Source organism: Acinetobacter sp. 1000160 (assembly GCF_000588715.1).
In the GTDB taxonomy this organism is placed as follows: Bacteria; Pseudomonadota; Gammaproteobacteria; order Pseudomonadales; family Moraxellaceae; genus Acinetobacter; species Acinetobacter courvalinii.
The window spans coordinates 42,076-56,573 of sequence record NZ_JFWP02000004.1 but is presented as its reverse complement, the minus strand read 5'-3'; the positions used below and the strand labels follow the sequence as shown (position 1 = coordinate 56,573).

At 45.5% G+C, this 14,498-nt stretch carries 10 protein-coding genes; 4 read left to right on the top strand and 6 right to left on the bottom strand.

Annotated elements, in window-relative coordinates; all coding sequences use genetic code 11:
• The first annotated feature begins 233 nt into the window (after positions 1-233).
• The 4 genes from dapA to J699_RS09545 all read left to right on the top strand — a co-directional run bounded on the left by dapA (position 234) and on the right by J699_RS09545 (position 5,154).
• Entirely contained in the window at positions 234-1,127 is an 894-nt protein-coding gene (dapA, locus tag J699_RS09530; RefSeq protein ID WP_005282259.1) for a 4-hydroxy-tetrahydrodipicolinate synthase, read from the top strand.
• A 15-nt stretch (positions 1,128-1,142) separates the two neighbouring features.
• On the top strand, positions 1,143-1,748 hold the full coding sequence (locus J699_RS09535) for a hypothetical protein (RefSeq protein WP_032868372.1): 606 nt from the start codon (positions 1,143-1,145) through the stop codon (positions 1,746-1,748).
• Between the two features lie 35 nt (positions 1,749-1,783).
• Positions 1,784-2,503 carry a phosphoribosylaminoimidazolesuccinocarboxamide synthase gene (purC, locus tag J699_RS09540; RefSeq protein WP_005228073.1) on the top strand — a complete coding sequence of 240 codons (720 nt, stop codon included), beginning with the start codon at positions 1,784-1,786 and terminating at the stop codon, positions 2,501-2,503.
• Between the two features lie 242 nt (positions 2,504-2,745).
• Positions 2,746-5,154 carry a TonB-dependent receptor plug domain-containing protein gene (locus tag J699_RS09545; RefSeq protein WP_032882820.1) on the top strand — a complete coding sequence of 803 codons (2,409 nt, stop codon included), beginning with the start codon at positions 2,746-2,748 and terminating at the stop codon, positions 5,152-5,154.
• A 35-nt stretch (positions 5,155-5,189) separates the two neighbouring features.
• Here the strand turns inward: J699_RS09545 and J699_RS09550 are convergent, their stop codons facing one another.
• The 6 genes from J699_RS09550 to J699_RS09575 form a co-directional block, all read right to left on the bottom strand.
• Positions 5,190-6,929 (bottom strand): amidohydrolase, encoded by a 1,740-nt coding sequence (locus J699_RS09550; protein WP_032868368.1) that lies wholly within the window; start codon positions 6,927-6,929, stop codon positions 5,190-5,192.
• A gap of 141 nt (positions 6,930-7,070) precedes the next feature.
• Positions 7,071-8,189 carry an acyltransferase family protein gene (locus tag J699_RS09555; RefSeq protein ID WP_032868366.1) on the bottom strand — a complete coding sequence of 373 codons (1,119 nt, stop codon included), beginning with the start codon at positions 8,187-8,189 and terminating at the stop codon, positions 7,071-7,073.
• 143 nt (positions 8,190-8,332) lie between these two features.
• The gene (locus J699_RS09560) at positions 8,333-10,591 is read right to left on the bottom strand and encodes an ATP-binding cassette domain-containing protein (protein WP_032868364.1); all 2,259 of its coding nucleotides are present in this window, start codon (positions 10,589-10,591) and stop codon (positions 8,333-8,335) included.
• A 150-nt stretch (positions 10,592-10,741) separates the two neighbouring features.
• Positions 10,742-12,013 (bottom strand): replication-associated recombination protein A, encoded by a 1,272-nt coding sequence (locus J699_RS09565; RefSeq protein WP_104021894.1) that lies wholly within the window; start codon positions 12,011-12,013, stop codon positions 10,742-10,744.
• 83 nt (positions 12,014-12,096) lie between these two features.
• On the bottom strand, positions 12,097-13,284 hold the full coding sequence (ampC, locus tag J699_RS09570; protein ID WP_032868362.1) for a class C beta-lactamase: 1,188 nt from the start codon (positions 13,282-13,284) through the stop codon (positions 12,097-12,099).
• A 25-nt stretch (positions 13,285-13,309) separates the two neighbouring features.
• Entirely contained in the window at positions 13,310-14,473 is a 1,164-nt protein-coding gene (locus tag J699_RS09575; protein WP_032882819.1) for a PQQ-dependent sugar dehydrogenase, read from the bottom strand.
• Positions 14,474-14,498 lie beyond the last annotated feature (25 nt).

Here is a 14,498-nt window from a genome sequence, read left to right as displayed (position 1 = left end):
GCTACTTTCAACTGAACTTTTCTTAACATGAAAATTATTCAGGTAAAAGTTGAATTAAAGTTTTCGGCTGTTTGACTAAAGCATATTGTTCTTATGCCGCCGATCAGTCATAATTTGCATAATTGTCATTCAATCGAATTCATTATTGGACGACGAATCAAAATACTGCAACCATCCACTATTTCGTTTCAACTAATTCAATCTCGGATGGGAAAATAGGATAGTTTTTTAAAATGACTCAGCTAGCACAGAATATTCAAGGCTCAATTGTCGCACTCGTCACCCCTATGTTTGAAGATGGTCGCGTAGATTGGAAGAGCCTGGAGAAGCTCGTTGAGTGGCACATCCAACAAGGTACACATAGTATTGTTGCTGTTGGCACAACGGGCGAAGCCTCAACATTAAGCATGGAAGAACATACACAAGTCATCAAAGAAGTGATCCGTGTAGCCAATAAACGCATCCCGATTATTGCGGGTACCGGTGCAAACTCCACACGCGAAGCAATTGAGCTGACCAAAGCAGCAAAAGAACTCGGTGCAGATGCAGCCTTACTCGTTACGCCATATTATAATAAACCTACCCAAGAAGGCTTATATCAACACTATAAAGCAATTGCTGAAGCAGTTGATATCCCACAGATTCTTTATAATGTTCCAGGTCGTACTGGCGTAGATATGCAAAACGAGACTGTTATTCGTCTTGCTGATATTCAAAACATTGTTGGGATTAAAGATGCAACTGGCGATGTACCCCGCGGTCAAGCCCTCATCGAAGGTTTAAAAGGTAAAATCGCAGTCTACTCAGGTGATGATGAAACGGCCTGGGAACTGATCTTGCGTGGTGCGAAAGGTAATATTTCGGTGACGGCCAATGTCGCACCAAAACAAATGAGCGAAGTTTGTGAAGCTGCATTAGCGGGCGATCAAGCCAAAGCACAAAGTCTGAATCAGCAAATTGCAAATCTACACAATATTTTGTTTTGCGAATCAAACCCAATTCCTGTGAAATGGGCGTTGCATGAGATGGGATATATCAGTACAGGTTTACGCCTGCCATTAACCGCTCTAGCAGAACAATATCGTGAACCTCTCCGCACAGATTTGAAAACTGCGGGAATTATTTAATACGAGCAATTTATGATGCAATTACGTCTTGGTGTTGTCCTAGTCATTTCAGCTTTAAGTTTGGCTGGTTGTGGTCGTTTTGCCCTCAATAATCATTCTTTAGATTATAAAAAAGCGCAAGCGCTTGAACCACTCAAGTTCCCTGAGAATGCAACGGTAAGACCATTTACGCCATTGTATCCGGCACCAACGGTTGACCCGCTTGCGATTGAACATGCGCCGACATTTGAAAACAAGACTGGCAACCGTTATGCACTCCCTCGCCCAGAGTCAGTGCAAACTGCACCTAGCAACACAACTGAAGCGACAGCAACCAGCCTAGGTCGCCCACAACTGGTGATGGACGGAAATAAAAATCCATTGCTGAAAGTGGATGGTCCGACTGCAACGGCTTGGCAATATACCTTTGCAACTGTGAGCAGCCTCAACTACAAGGTCATCTCTCAGGCAGATCATGGCTATGAAGCCACCATTCAAGTCGGTGAGCAAAGCTATCTACTCAAGCTTACGGCTGTTGGCTCAAGCAATACCATTGCATTGTTCAAACTTGATACAACCTTTGCAGACCCTGCGGTTGCAACGGAAGTATTAGCCCAGATTTACCAAAACTGGCCAGCCTAGTCGTTTACTAGGCATTTTTTTCAAAAGGTTCCCTCATGTTAAAACAAACCTTGCTCTATACTGGTAAAGCTAAATCTGTATATGAAACAGATAACGCTGATCACCTGATTTTAGTCTTCCGTGATGATGCCTCGGCATTCAATGGCGAAAAAATCGAGCAACTCGATCGTAAGGGCAAGGTCAACAACCGTTTTAACGCCTTCATCATGGATAAACTGGCTGAAGCAGGTATTGAAACGCATTTTGAAAAATTGCTTTCTCCAACTGAAGTATTGGTTAAAAAACTTCAGATGATTCCGGTGGAATGCGTTATTCGTAACTATGCTGCTGGTTCACTTTGCCGTCGTTTAGGCGTTGAAGAAGGTAAGGAACTCACCCCGCCAACATTTGAGTTATTCTTCAAGGATGACGCGCTTGGCGATCCAATGGTGAACGAATCTCAAGCGATTGCTTTAGGTTGGGCGACTGCTGAACAGCTGGAAAAAATGAAAGAACTCACTTACCAGGTCAATGATGTGCTTAAGGCATTATTCGATGCGGGTAATATGATTCTGGTCGATTTCAAACTTGAATTCGGCGTGTTCCACGACCGTATCGTATTGGGTGATGAATTCTCTCCAGACGGTTGCCGTTTATGGGATAAAGATACCAAGAAAAAACTGGATAAAGACCGTTTCCGCCAAGGTTTAGGTGGTGTGGTAGAAGCATATGAAGAAGTTGCTGCACGTTTAGGCATTAAGCTAGATGATATCTAAGCCTGGCTAAGCAATTCCTTCTCAATAAAAAACCAGTCCATTCGGGCTGGTTTTTTATTGCCTATTCAAAAATGAGCAACTTCATTTTGAAAATCAATACCATATAAATCATTAACTTAAAATTCATAGCGATTGCTTTGCGAGTTTTTTTCTAACCTTATGTTTTTATATTGTTTTTGAATTTTTTTTGATCCTCCTACCATGTTCACAAATGTTTACATAACTTGGGGCAGAACACAAAAATGAATTCTCCTATTTTAAGAAATTTTCCTTTAAGTCTGAGTGCGAGCCTGATTTTGCTTGCACTATATAGCACGGTGCACGCAGCCGAGAACCCTCCGAATGATCCAGAACAGGTCAAAACCCTCGCCACCGTTGTCGTCACAGGAACCCGCGCCAATAATCGCTCGCAAACGCAGTCCTTACAGCCAATTGATGTAATTAGTGCTAAAGAGTTGACTGAACGTACTGGCTCCAATGAACTGGGCACGGCACTGTCTCGCATTATTCCCTCGATTAATTTTCCACGTCCAACCGTGGTAGATGGCACTGAACTGGTCCGTCCTGCCCAATTGAAAGGGCTGGCACCTGATCAGGTGCTGGTTCTGGTGAATGGGAAACGGCGCCATACAGGTGCTTTTATAAACCTTGGCGGTACCATTGGTCGTGGTTCTGCCCCAACCGATTTAAATGCGATTCCGATCTCCGCGATTAGCCGTGTCGAAGTCCTGCGTGAAGGTGCATCAGCTCGCTATGGTTCCGATGCGATTGCTGGGGTGATTAATATTATTTTGAAATCCAATCCCAAACATGGCGAAGCAGGGATTAAATACGGCATTTATAACAAAGGCGATGGTGAACAAAAGCAATCCTTTGTTTCAGGTGGCACCAAACTGAATAATTATGGTTATGCAATCTTTTCAGGGGAATGGCAAGACAGTCAAGCCACCAATCGTGCTGGCCCTGACCTGCGTGATCCCAAATCAACCACCTATGGACAGCGTACGTTCCGTTTTGGTGATCCTGATTCTGACGAGGTCAAGGCAGCCGTCAATCTGGGTTATGATCTTAGCGATCATACTGAACTGTATTCCTTTGCAACCTATAGCCACCGTAATGCAGAGACCGCTGGATTCTATCGCTTAAGCAATGCCTCCAATAATATTCCTGCCCTTTATCCAAACGGCTATCTACCCATTATTCAGGGCCAACTTGATGACTTTGCTGCGGTTGCAGGGATCAAAGGCGATTGGTCTGCATGGCATTATGATGCCTCGGTGAATTATGGTTCGAATCGTTATGATGTCGATACCAAAACCATCAATATCGATCTTTATAAAGACACGGCTGCCACGCCTTTTGGCTTCCAAAATGGCACGTTGAAAAATGCTCAGACGGTCGTAAATGTTGATCTTTCCCGTGAGTTTAATCTGGCCGCACTCGCCAGCCCGTTGAATGTTGCCTTTGGTACGCAATATCTAAATCAAAAATATCAGATCCAAGCCGGTGATCCAGCTTCCTATTATAAAAGTGGTTCTTCTGGACTAGCAGGCTTCCGTGCTGCCGATGCAGGTGAATGGTCTCGCGACAGTTATGCAGCTTATCTGGACTTGGAGGCCAACTTAACTGAGAAACTGTCTGCCTCTACAGCCTATCGCCATGAATATTACAATGATTTTGGTCATACCGATAATGCGTCATTGTCTTTGCGTTATGCCATTCATCCTGCGCTTGCGCTACGCGGTAGCGCCTCTACAGGTTTCCGCGCGCCAAGTCTGGCTCAACAATATTTTGCTCAGACCTCCTCACAACTGGTCAATGGTCAACTGGTCGAAGCAGGGACCTTCCCTACGACTGCAAATGTTGCTCAATTGCTTGGCGCGGAACAACTTAAACCTGAGAAGTCGAAAAACTATAGCGTAGGATTGGTATTCACACCTACCGATCATTTGTATGTGACCCTGGATGCCTATCAGATCGATATTGATAACCGGATCAGCCTGTCTTCCAATATCAATGCCAGCAGTGCGACCGTGCACCAATACCTGAACTCAAAAGGCATCACCGATACCAACTTCAGTACCATTCGTTATTTCAACAATGCCAGCGATACCCGCACGCGCGGTGTTGACTTAGTTACCACCTATAAATGGACAGATTTACCTTATGGCGAACTGAATAGCTCACTGGCCTACAACTACAATAAGAATAAAGTGACCCATGTGGATGGTAATCCCGCTATTTTAGATACCCTAGGTATTAACCTCACGCGTCTGGATCGTCGAGAGCAATATGGTCTATTGGCCGCTAGTACCCCTGAACATAAATTCAGTTTGGCCAATGACTATACGCTTGGCAACTTCACGGTGAATACCAATCTCACCCGCTATGGCAGCTTTAAAACCTTTAGTAATTCTGGCGAAGCCAAAGACCAAAAATTCTCAGCCAAATGGTTACTGGATTTAGCATTGTCTTATCGATATCAGAACTGGAACTTCACTGTCGGTGGCGACCATATTACCGATGTTTATCCTGATCGAGATGTCTACGATATCAATCAACCTACAGGCGGCAGCTTGCCTTATAGCCAGTTCTCGCCTTTTGGCTTTAATGGCGCGTTCTATTACGGCAAGATCAATTATCGTTGGTAGTAATTAAAACCGAGCCATCTGGCTCGGTTTTCACTTTAATTCTGTGCCTTCTGATAAATCAGTTTGCCTTCTTTATAGGTTGCCAGCACCTTAATGTTTTTAATCTCTCGATTCGGGACAGTCAACGGGTTCTGATTTAGAATCACCAGATCTGCCAGTTTACCCTGAGCTAATGTTCCTTTCTGCTGCTCTTCAAAATATTGGTAGGCCGCCCAGTCTGTCATGGACTTTAATGCCAGATAAGGGCTAATGCGCTCATCTGCACCCAAGACATAATTACTCCGTGTGACTCGGTTTACCGTGGCATCGAGCATCATCATACTGCTCGGGGGTACCACAGGTGCATCATGATGTTCGGTAAAGATCAGATGTTTTTTTAAAGCCGTTGCGGTTGGCGAAATATGGGCAGCTCGAGTTTCGCCTAAGGTTTGCTGACGATGCCAGTCTCCCCAGTAAAAAGTATGTAGCGAGAAGAAGGAAGGAATAATATCTAAGGCCTTAAGCTGATCCAGCTGATCATCACGAATAGTTTGCGAATGGATCAGTACACTGCGTCGATCTGCTGGTCCTTGTTTCGCAGTCGCATCCTTTACCGCTGCAATAAACTGGTCAATGGCCGCATCACCATTGGCATGCGCAAGGACTTGCCAGCCTTGTTTAAAGGCTAAATTGATATAGTCCTTCACCTGTTGATCATTGCTGATTGCCGCATAGCCTTTATAGCTTTTATCCTTGCCTTCGGGTGGCACGACATAGGGTTGTGTCAGCCAAGCGGTTTTGCCCTGAGGTGAACCATCCAGACTGATTTTCACGCCACCAATATGGAAATGCTGATCATAGTGATGGCTGCTGCCCTGTTTGAGCATATAGTCCTTACTGGTAGTAATATCCGGATAAGACACCACATCAATCGGCAGTCGATTCTGCTTGGCTAGAGCGTGCCACATTTCCGTGCTGCCCTGATCTGCCCGCCCTTCCTGCACGGTGGTAAAACCATTTTTCACATAGGCATCTATGCCTTTTTCTGCAATCTGGAACATTACCGCAGGAGGCACATCTTTAAAAATTGAGCCAATGGCGCTAAATAAAGCGGATTCTTCTAACACGCCATTTGGAACATTTGAATGGGCTTCACGGCGAATCACCCCACCCGCTGGATTCGGCGTATTCTGATCAATCTTCAGCAATTCAAGGGCTTTATGATTTACAGAGGCCAGATGTCCGGATTGATGCAGAATCATCACCGGCTGCTCGGTTGAGACGCGATCGAGATCGGCTGCGGTCGGATGACGCTGCTCGGCCAGTTGTGCGTCATCGTAGCCATTCCCCAAAATCCAGCCGCCCATGGTTTTAATCACAGCTGGATTCTGGGCTTTCCATTGATTCAACACATTGACCAGTGAATTGATATCCGAGACCTGTCCATCAGGTTGCGGATATAGATTGGCGACCATCTGGTGGAAACCGACCATATTCACATGGCTATGCGCATCAATAAAGCTGGGCAATAAAGTTTTATTTTTGAGATCAATGGTTTGAACAGTTTTATCTGCCAAGCGTTCAGCCTGCTGCTTTGCACCCACAAAACGGATCTTTCCATCTTTCACTAACAGCGCTTCTGCATATTCAGGCCTATTGCCCGACATGGTCAGAATCGGCCCCCCATAAAACAGTTTTTCGCTGGAACTGACGGGGATAGATGACGTTGCGCAACCTGATAGAACAATTGAAAAAGAAGTGACCCATGCACATTGACGTAGATGGTTACGGTTCATATTTTTAAACCCATATTTTTATTATGCCTTTTCTGATTAAAACTGATTCTGTGCCGAATAGAAAGCATTCACTGATTATTTTTGTAATGTTTGTTCAACTTTTTAAGCGCTACAGCACAGAATCTGATCTCATCCCAAAGACTAAAATAATTTCGCCAGTTTGTTCGATAGCTTAATCGCGGCATCATCAATATAACGGCTATATAACTGCGCCAAAACGATACTGACCAACATCGTAAATAGACTCGCTAGCAATCCTGCATTGAAATAAGAGAACGCCAGCTGCACATGTAAAATATTAAAGAATGGAATCCCCAGGGCATACAGGATCGCCAAGTGAAGCAGATAAATTGAAAAAGACACTTTTCCCAGAAACACCAAGGCACGTCGATCAAAACACTGGGCCAGCCATTTGCCTTTTAAGACGGCATACACAACCAGAAAGCCACCAAGAAAATTCAGATAATCGTAGGTCTGTTCGCCCAGAAATGATCTAAACAACTGATAGCTCAAGCTACTATTATGTGCCCCGCAAAAATACAGTCCTAACAAGAACAACAGTATAGATATAGCGGTGCTTAACTCTGCCGCGTACAGAAATAGCCCCATTCCCAAAATAAAGCTGAGTATGCCAAGCAATACGGTTTGCGAAATCATGGAAGCGGCTGCAACACTGAGGAGCAAAAAGAGGCCAGATAAAATCGGCTGTTTGCCATATAGGAAACTGGCCAGATAAATCACCAATGAGCCAAGCAATTCAATTTGCATGGTCCACAGCACCCAGTTGTAGCTTGAATCGCCAAACAGAAATGCACCGATACTGCCCTCATAAAGTGCCGTGGTCAGCTGAGGATGAGGATTGGCTAAAGCAGCCCCCCATTCTGAAACATGCGAGACATCAACCGGCACAAAACAGACCAGATAGGCCACAATACAAGAGACAAAGGCTGGAATCGCCAAACGCGGATAACGCTTGATCAGTGACTTTTTCAGCTGAATGGCGGTATTCTGTTTTTTAAAACTGGACAAGGCCAAGACAAAGCCGCTTAAGACAAAGAAGACAAAGACCGCGCCGGTGCCTGAATAGAAGAAGGCCAAAGGAGAATGATGTAATTGTGCAAAAACAGGATATCCGGGAACCTTGCTCCAGCCAAAATTATGCATTTGGGGAAAGAAGGTTAAAGACAAATGTGACAACACAACGGCGAGACATGCCAAGCCCCGGATACTTTCCGCTGCATTAATTTTGTTTGTGGTCATGCTGAAGCTTGATCATCCTTGATAAGCGGGGATGATGCGACCTTTTATCCAGAGTGTCTAGTGGCCACTTACAAAAATATCATGCTCGATACCAAGTCATGACATGCCCCAGACTTGCTGGTAAACCCTGCCATCTTTTTCTATTAGCGATTTAAATAATCTCTTAAATAATGCGCCGTATAGGATTCGGTATGTTCTAATAACTGGCTCACAGGACCGGCAAACATCAGTTCTCCACCCTGTTCACCTGCCAGTGGCCCAATATCAATAATCCAGTCTGCCTGAGTCATGATTTCCAGATTATGCTCAATCACGATAACTGTGTTGCCCTGATCAACGATGCGATTTAGCAGCTGGATCAGTTTAACCGTATCAGACGGATGCAAACCTGTACTCGGCTCGTCCAGTACAAAAATATTATCGGTCTGATTAAGCTCACGGCTGAGTTTCAGGCGTTGTCGCTCGCCACCGGAAAAGCTATTCAGGCGTTGCCCGATGGCAATATAGTCCAGTCCTAAATCCATCAAGGTCCTGAATTGTTGCTTTAATTTGGCTTCTTCAAAAAATTCATACGCCTCTGCCACCGTCATTTTTAAAGCATCGGCAATGTTCTTGTCTTTATAAAGATAGTTGAGGACCTGCGCTGCATAGCCTGAGCCATGACAGACCTCACAGACCATTTCGACATCATCCAGAAAGGCCAGCTCAATTTTCTCGATCCCTGAACCTTTACACTGTGGACAGGCCCCTTCACTGTTAAAACTAAACAGTTTCGCGCTAACCTTATTCTGTTGCGCATATAACTGGCGAATGCTGTCCAGCAGGTCCAGATAAGTCAGTAAATTTGACCGGATCGTTGCAGTTATAGCGGATTGATCAATGATTTTGGCTTCCGGATATTGTTGCGGTAATACTTTGCTCATCAGTGTACTTTTACCTGAGCCCGCAACGCCCGTTACCACGGTCAGACAATGCTTGGGAATATCAACACTAATATTCTTCAGGTTAAAGAGCCGCGCATTTTTTATGGTCATTTTTTCCGGACTGTTGCGTGGGACCTGTTTATAGTGATTGGATCGCTGGAAAAACTGTCCGGTTAAACCCGAGGAGCTTTTCAGATCGGCAAAACTGCCCTGATAAAGCACTTCACCCCCGTTTTTTCCGGAAAAAGGTCCCATATCAATCACATGATCCGCAATCCGGATCAGGTCTGGGTCATGTTCCACCAACAGCACACTATTGCCCTTGTCCCTGATTTTTTGAATGATCTGGATAATATTTTCCAGGTCTTTAGGATGCAGGCCAATGCTGGGTTCATCGAAAATATAGAGCAGATCGACCAGACTATTGCCTAGATGCTTGACCATTTTGATCCGTTGCGACTCGCCACCCGATAAAGTATTACTGACCCGATCTAGCGTTAGATAACTCAGCCCAACCAGATTTAGATAATGCAGTTTATTGCGAATTTCATGTAATACCGTCTCCAGCTTTTCATTCTCGATCGAATCGATAAAATTCAGTAACTTAACCACCGAAAAGGCAGTGCAGTCGGAAATATTTTTACCCTGTATTTTACAGCTCAGCGAAGTCTGATTCAGACGTTGTCCCTGACAGAGACTGCATTTTTTGACAATAATGACCTTGTCCAGAATATGGCGATAACGGTTACGCTCTTGTGCTTCACCTTTTAGAAAATTGCGCTCAAACCGTGGGATCAGGCCTTCATATAAAGCGGTTTTTCTCCAGTCTTGACGAGGATGGCGCGGTTTATGCTGCGCTGAATGTAAGAAAAGCTCCCACTCTTCGGCATCATAATCCTTAAGCTTTTTATCCAGATCAAAATAGCCCGAGTCGGCATAACGGGTCCAGCGCCAGGCATGTGGCTGATAGGTCGGAAAGTCGATTGGGCCTTCATTCAAAGATTTTTCCAGATCCAGAATTTTATAGATATCAATGGACTGCTCCAGACCAATCCCCTCACATTGTGGGCACATGCCATTGGGATGATTGAACGAAAAAACATGCGAATAGCCCACAAAAGGCTCGCCCATGCGTGAAAACAATAATCTTAAATTGGCATATATATCGGTAATGGTGGCGATGGTCGAGCGGATATTTCCGGTCAACGGCTTCTGGTTGATGATCACGGGAACATTCAGGTTTTCAATTTTATCGACATCCGCCACCCCAAAATGCTGCAAGCGATTGCGTACAAAACTATCCTGTGTTTCATTGATTTGACGTTGCGCTTCGGCGCCAATGGTTTCAAAAACCAGTGAAGATTTTCCTGAACCTGAAACACCCGTGAACACAACGATTTTGTTTTTGGGTATTTTCAATGAAATATTTTTAAGATTATTTTGCCGCGCGCCGTAAATATTGATTGTTCTACTACTCATCTGCCGTCTCGCTATGCTCTTTAAAACCACGATAAGCCAAAAAGAATGTGAGAGATGTAGCTGTTTTTATGAATAAATGAAATTGATGTAATGGGCCACTGGATCGCCAAAGCTGTGACCATCCAGCGCTATAAAACTAGAGATAATTTATTATTGCTGATCTTGCTGCTGCCAACGGCGCTGTTGTAAACGCTCGCCTTCAACTTCACGCTTATTTAGGGCACGCTCATACAGCTTGGTACCGCGTAGCTCAGGTGGCAAATATTCCTGTAATACAAAATGTTCAGGATAATTATGTGGGTAGAGATAATCGACGCCATAGCCCTGCTGTTTCATCAATTTGGTCGGTGCATTGCGCAGATGTAAAGGCACAGGCAGGTTCGCCGTTTTTTCGGCCAGCTCCAGGGCACGGTTAATCGCCAGATAGGTACTATTACTTTTCGGACTGGTCGCCAGATAAACAGCGCATTGGCCCAAAATAATCCGTGCTTCCGGCATGCCTACTGCCTGTACTGAACGGAAACATTCACCCGCCAGCAACAAGGCATTGGGATTAGAATTACCAATATCTTCCGATGCAGCAATCAACATCCGACGTGCGATAAACACCGGATCTTCACCGCCTTTCAGCATACGGGCCATCCAGTACAATGTTGCATCCGGATCACTCCCGCGAATAGATTTGATAAATGCCGACACCAGATCGTAATGCTGCTCACCGGATTTGTCATAGCGGGCAATAGTTTGCTGCGCCACTTTGACCACAATCGCATTGGTGACCATATTTTCCACGTCAGGCTCAAAAGTACTGGCGATCAGGTCAATCAGATTCAGTGCCTTGCGCGCATCACCCGCTGCGAATTGAATCAATGCATCATATTCTTCGATATGAATAAAACGTTCTTTTAAAAACTTATCCGTTTGAATCGCTTTATTCAGCAAGGTTTGAATGGCATCTGCATCCAGACTGTTCAGGGTATAGACCTGACAGCGCGACAGCAACGCACTGTTTACTTCGAAGGAAGGATTCTCTGTGGTCGCGCCAATCAAGGTGATTTTGCCCTTCTCAACCGCATTGAGTAAGGCATCTTGCTGCGACTTGTTGAAGCGATGTATTTCGTCAATAAACACCACAGGCGTCAACAGATCACCGCTTTCGGCAATCACTTCCCGAAGCTCTTTCACGCCCGTATTCAGCGCAGACAGACTCACAAAAGGACGGTCCACCGCTTGCGCCAGTAATAATGCGATCGTGGTTTTTCCTACCCCAGGCGGTCCCCAGAAGATAATCGAAGGCAAATGCCCCTGATCAATCATTTGACGTAAAGGGGCGTTGTCGCCCAGTAAATGATCCTGCCCGATAATTTCTGACAAATCACGAGGACGTAAACGTTCAGGTAAAGGAATATGCGTATCTGACATCATCAATGGCTTTATGCTGTTTTATCCTAGTCTATTGTGTCTGACACAAATCTACAATTTGAATCTGCACTCACTGCGTCATTCTATTGCGCACTGTTGTGCTGAAGCAGTTGCTGGATCACGTGGTAGCTGGCTTTAATCCGTTCTTCATTGGGGAAATTGGTATTGGCCAACATCACGATGCCGATCTTTTGTTGTGGAATAAAGGCGGCATAAGCACCAAAACCGTTGGTCGCACCGGTTTTATTGAAGAAGGTCGCTGCTGGGGCCATTTTTGGCTGCGCGATGGGAGTCACCGCATGGCTTTCTAAGGCCATTTTGCTGGAGTTACCCTGTAACAGGGTTTCCAATTTCGCCGGATAGGCATATTGCTCCCAGCCCAGACCCTGCGTCATCGCGTCGACTTTAAAATAACCAACATGGGTATTTTCAATGGCTTTCCGCAGTGGCTGCTGCAACTGTTGCGGACTGATTTGTGCATCCAGAAATTTCAGCATGTCCGCGCTGCTACTTTTCACACCATAGGCTTCAGCATCAAACATTCCAGGCGAGACACGCATGGCCTGATCCGCCTTATACCCCCATGCATAGTTCGACATTTGCTGCTCAGGCACCTGAACGAAACTTTGTTTCAGACCTAACTGAGGGAAAAGTGTTTTTTCCAGCAATTCGGTATAGGGCTTTTTCATTGCCAAGGCCGTGACATAGCCCATCAAGCCGATACTTGGGTTGGAATATTGACGCGCAGCGCCAACGGTGGTCTTCGGCTGCCATGCCTGAAAATACTTGATCATCTCCTGTTGCTGAACTACCTCATCCGGGAACTGCAACGGAAAACCGCCCGCAGTATAGGTGCCCAGATTCAATAAGGTGGCACGATTCACTGCACTATTTTTCAATTCAGGGAAATATTTGGCAGGATGATCAGACCATGACAGTTTGCCTTGTGCCTGTGCATAGCCTGCCAGGGTTGCATTAAAAGTCTTACTCACCGAGCCAAGTTCAAATAAGGTACTATTGCGGATGGGTTGCTGGCTGTGTTTGGAAGCCACCCCATAATTGACAAAATAATGTTGTCCATTCAGGGTGATCCCAACAGCCATTCCCGGGATTTTGTATTGCTGTAAAAGCGGTTTGAATTGCTGATCAACGATCGCCTGAACCTGCTGCTCGGATAACTGTTGTGCCCAAAGTGGCGTACTGCCAGATAGTAGTCCTGCAAGTACAAGCAATTGTTTTACAGGTCCAGAGAGACGTTTTGAATTTAGCATGGATCATTTCACTTTAAGTTAATCGTTAAGAAGCGCTGAGTTTAAGTAACTTGGCCTGTGGACCATCTTCAATGACCCAGATCGAACCATCTTGAGTCTGATGCAAACCACGAATCCGCTGTTTCATCTCCAGTCGCTGTATCTCTTGCACCGGTTGAGCTTTCAGGTCCACCACCACAATCGCTTTGGAAGATAAGCCACCGATAAGTGCCTTATGTTGCCATAGGGGGAACTGCTGACCTGAATAAATGATCAGGCTGGATGGTGAAATCACGGGTGTCCAGTCAATTGCCGGTGCTTTAAACTCGGGACGGGTACTGTGGTCAGGAATTGGCAAACCAGAATAATGATCGCCATTGGAGACTTTCGGATATCCATAGTTGGCCCCTTTCAGGATCAGATTCAGCTCATCACCACCTTTAGGTCCCATTTCGACCACCCAGAGTTGTCCGTTTTCATCAAAGGCCATGCCGAGTGGATTCCGGTGACCCAGTGACCAGATTTCTGCCGTGACGCCACCTTGCTGCTGAAATGGATTACCAGCCACAGGGGTGCCATCATCGTTCAGGCGCAATACTTTACCAAGATTAGTTTTTAGATCCTGAGCTGGATCAAACTTCTGGCGCTCCCCTGAACTGACCCACAACTTTCCATCTGAACCAAACAGCATGCGATGGCCATAGTGCCCTTGTCCCGAAACCTTCGGTACTTGCTGCCAGATGGTTTTTACCTCGGTCAGTTTAGGCTGCTGCGGGTTGGATAAATCCAGTTTGGCACGTGCAATCTCCGCGCCGTATCCACCTTGTCCCTTGCTGGCATAACTCAAATAGAGCCAGTGATTTTTCTGAAAATCGGGATGCAATATCACACCGCCAAGCCCCCCCTGCCCGCCATAACTCACCGCCGGAACACCTGAAACATTCAGGCTGGTCTTGGTTTTCGGATCAAATAATTTTAGTTGTCCTTTGCGCTCGGTAATCAGCAAACGCTGATCAGGCAAACTGGCGATTGCCCAAGGCTCATTAAATGAAGCCACCGTCTCGGTGCGGTATCTCTGCTGTGCGGTAGTGGACGAGGTCTGCTGCTCAGCATTTTGATCAGGGATTTTGGAATTGGTATTGTTGGGGCCACATGCCAACAAAAATAAAAAGCCGCTACATATCAAAGGTGTTATCAATACTTTATTCATTGCTTATCTCCCTCGTTATAAGACT

What these genes read in the sequence shown, in the direction of transcription:
- J699_RS09560 (WP_032868364.1), bottom strand. Translation starts at nt 10,591, where the DNA reads ATGAGTAGTAGAACAATCAATATTTACGGCGCGCGGCAAAATAATCTT.
- J699_RS09575 (WP_032882819.1), bottom strand. Translation starts at nt 14,473, where the DNA reads ATGAATAAAGTATTGATAACACCTTTGATATGTAGCGGCTTTTTATTT.
- J699_RS09565 (WP_104021894.1), bottom strand. Translation starts at nt 12,013, where the DNA reads ATGTCAGATACGCATATTCCTTTACCTGAACGTTTACGTCCTCGTGAT.
- J699_RS09555 (WP_032868366.1), bottom strand. Translation starts at nt 8,189, where the DNA reads ATGACCACAAACAAAATTAATGCAGCGGAAAGTATCCGGGGCTTGGCA.
- J699_RS09550 (WP_032868368.1), bottom strand. Translation starts at nt 6,929, where the DNA reads ATGAACCGTAACCATCTACGTCAATGTGCATGGGTCACTTCTTTTTCA.
- dapA (WP_005282259.1), top strand. Translation starts at nt 234, where the DNA reads ATGACTCAGCTAGCACAGAATATTCAAGGCTCAATTGTCGCACTCGTC.
- J699_RS09545 (WP_032882820.1), top strand. Translation starts at nt 2,746, where the DNA reads ATGAATTCTCCTATTTTAAGAAATTTTCCTTTAAGTCTGAGTGCGAGC.
- J699_RS09535 (WP_032868372.1), top strand. Translation starts at nt 1,143, where the DNA reads ATGCAATTACGTCTTGGTGTTGTCCTAGTCATTTCAGCTTTAAGTTTG.
- purC (WP_005228073.1), top strand. Translation starts at nt 1,784, where the DNA reads ATGTTAAAACAAACCTTGCTCTATACTGGTAAAGCTAAATCTGTATAT.
- ampC (WP_032868362.1), bottom strand. Translation starts at nt 13,284, where the DNA reads ATGCTAAATTCAAAACGTCTCTCTGGACCTGTAAAACAATTGCTTGTA.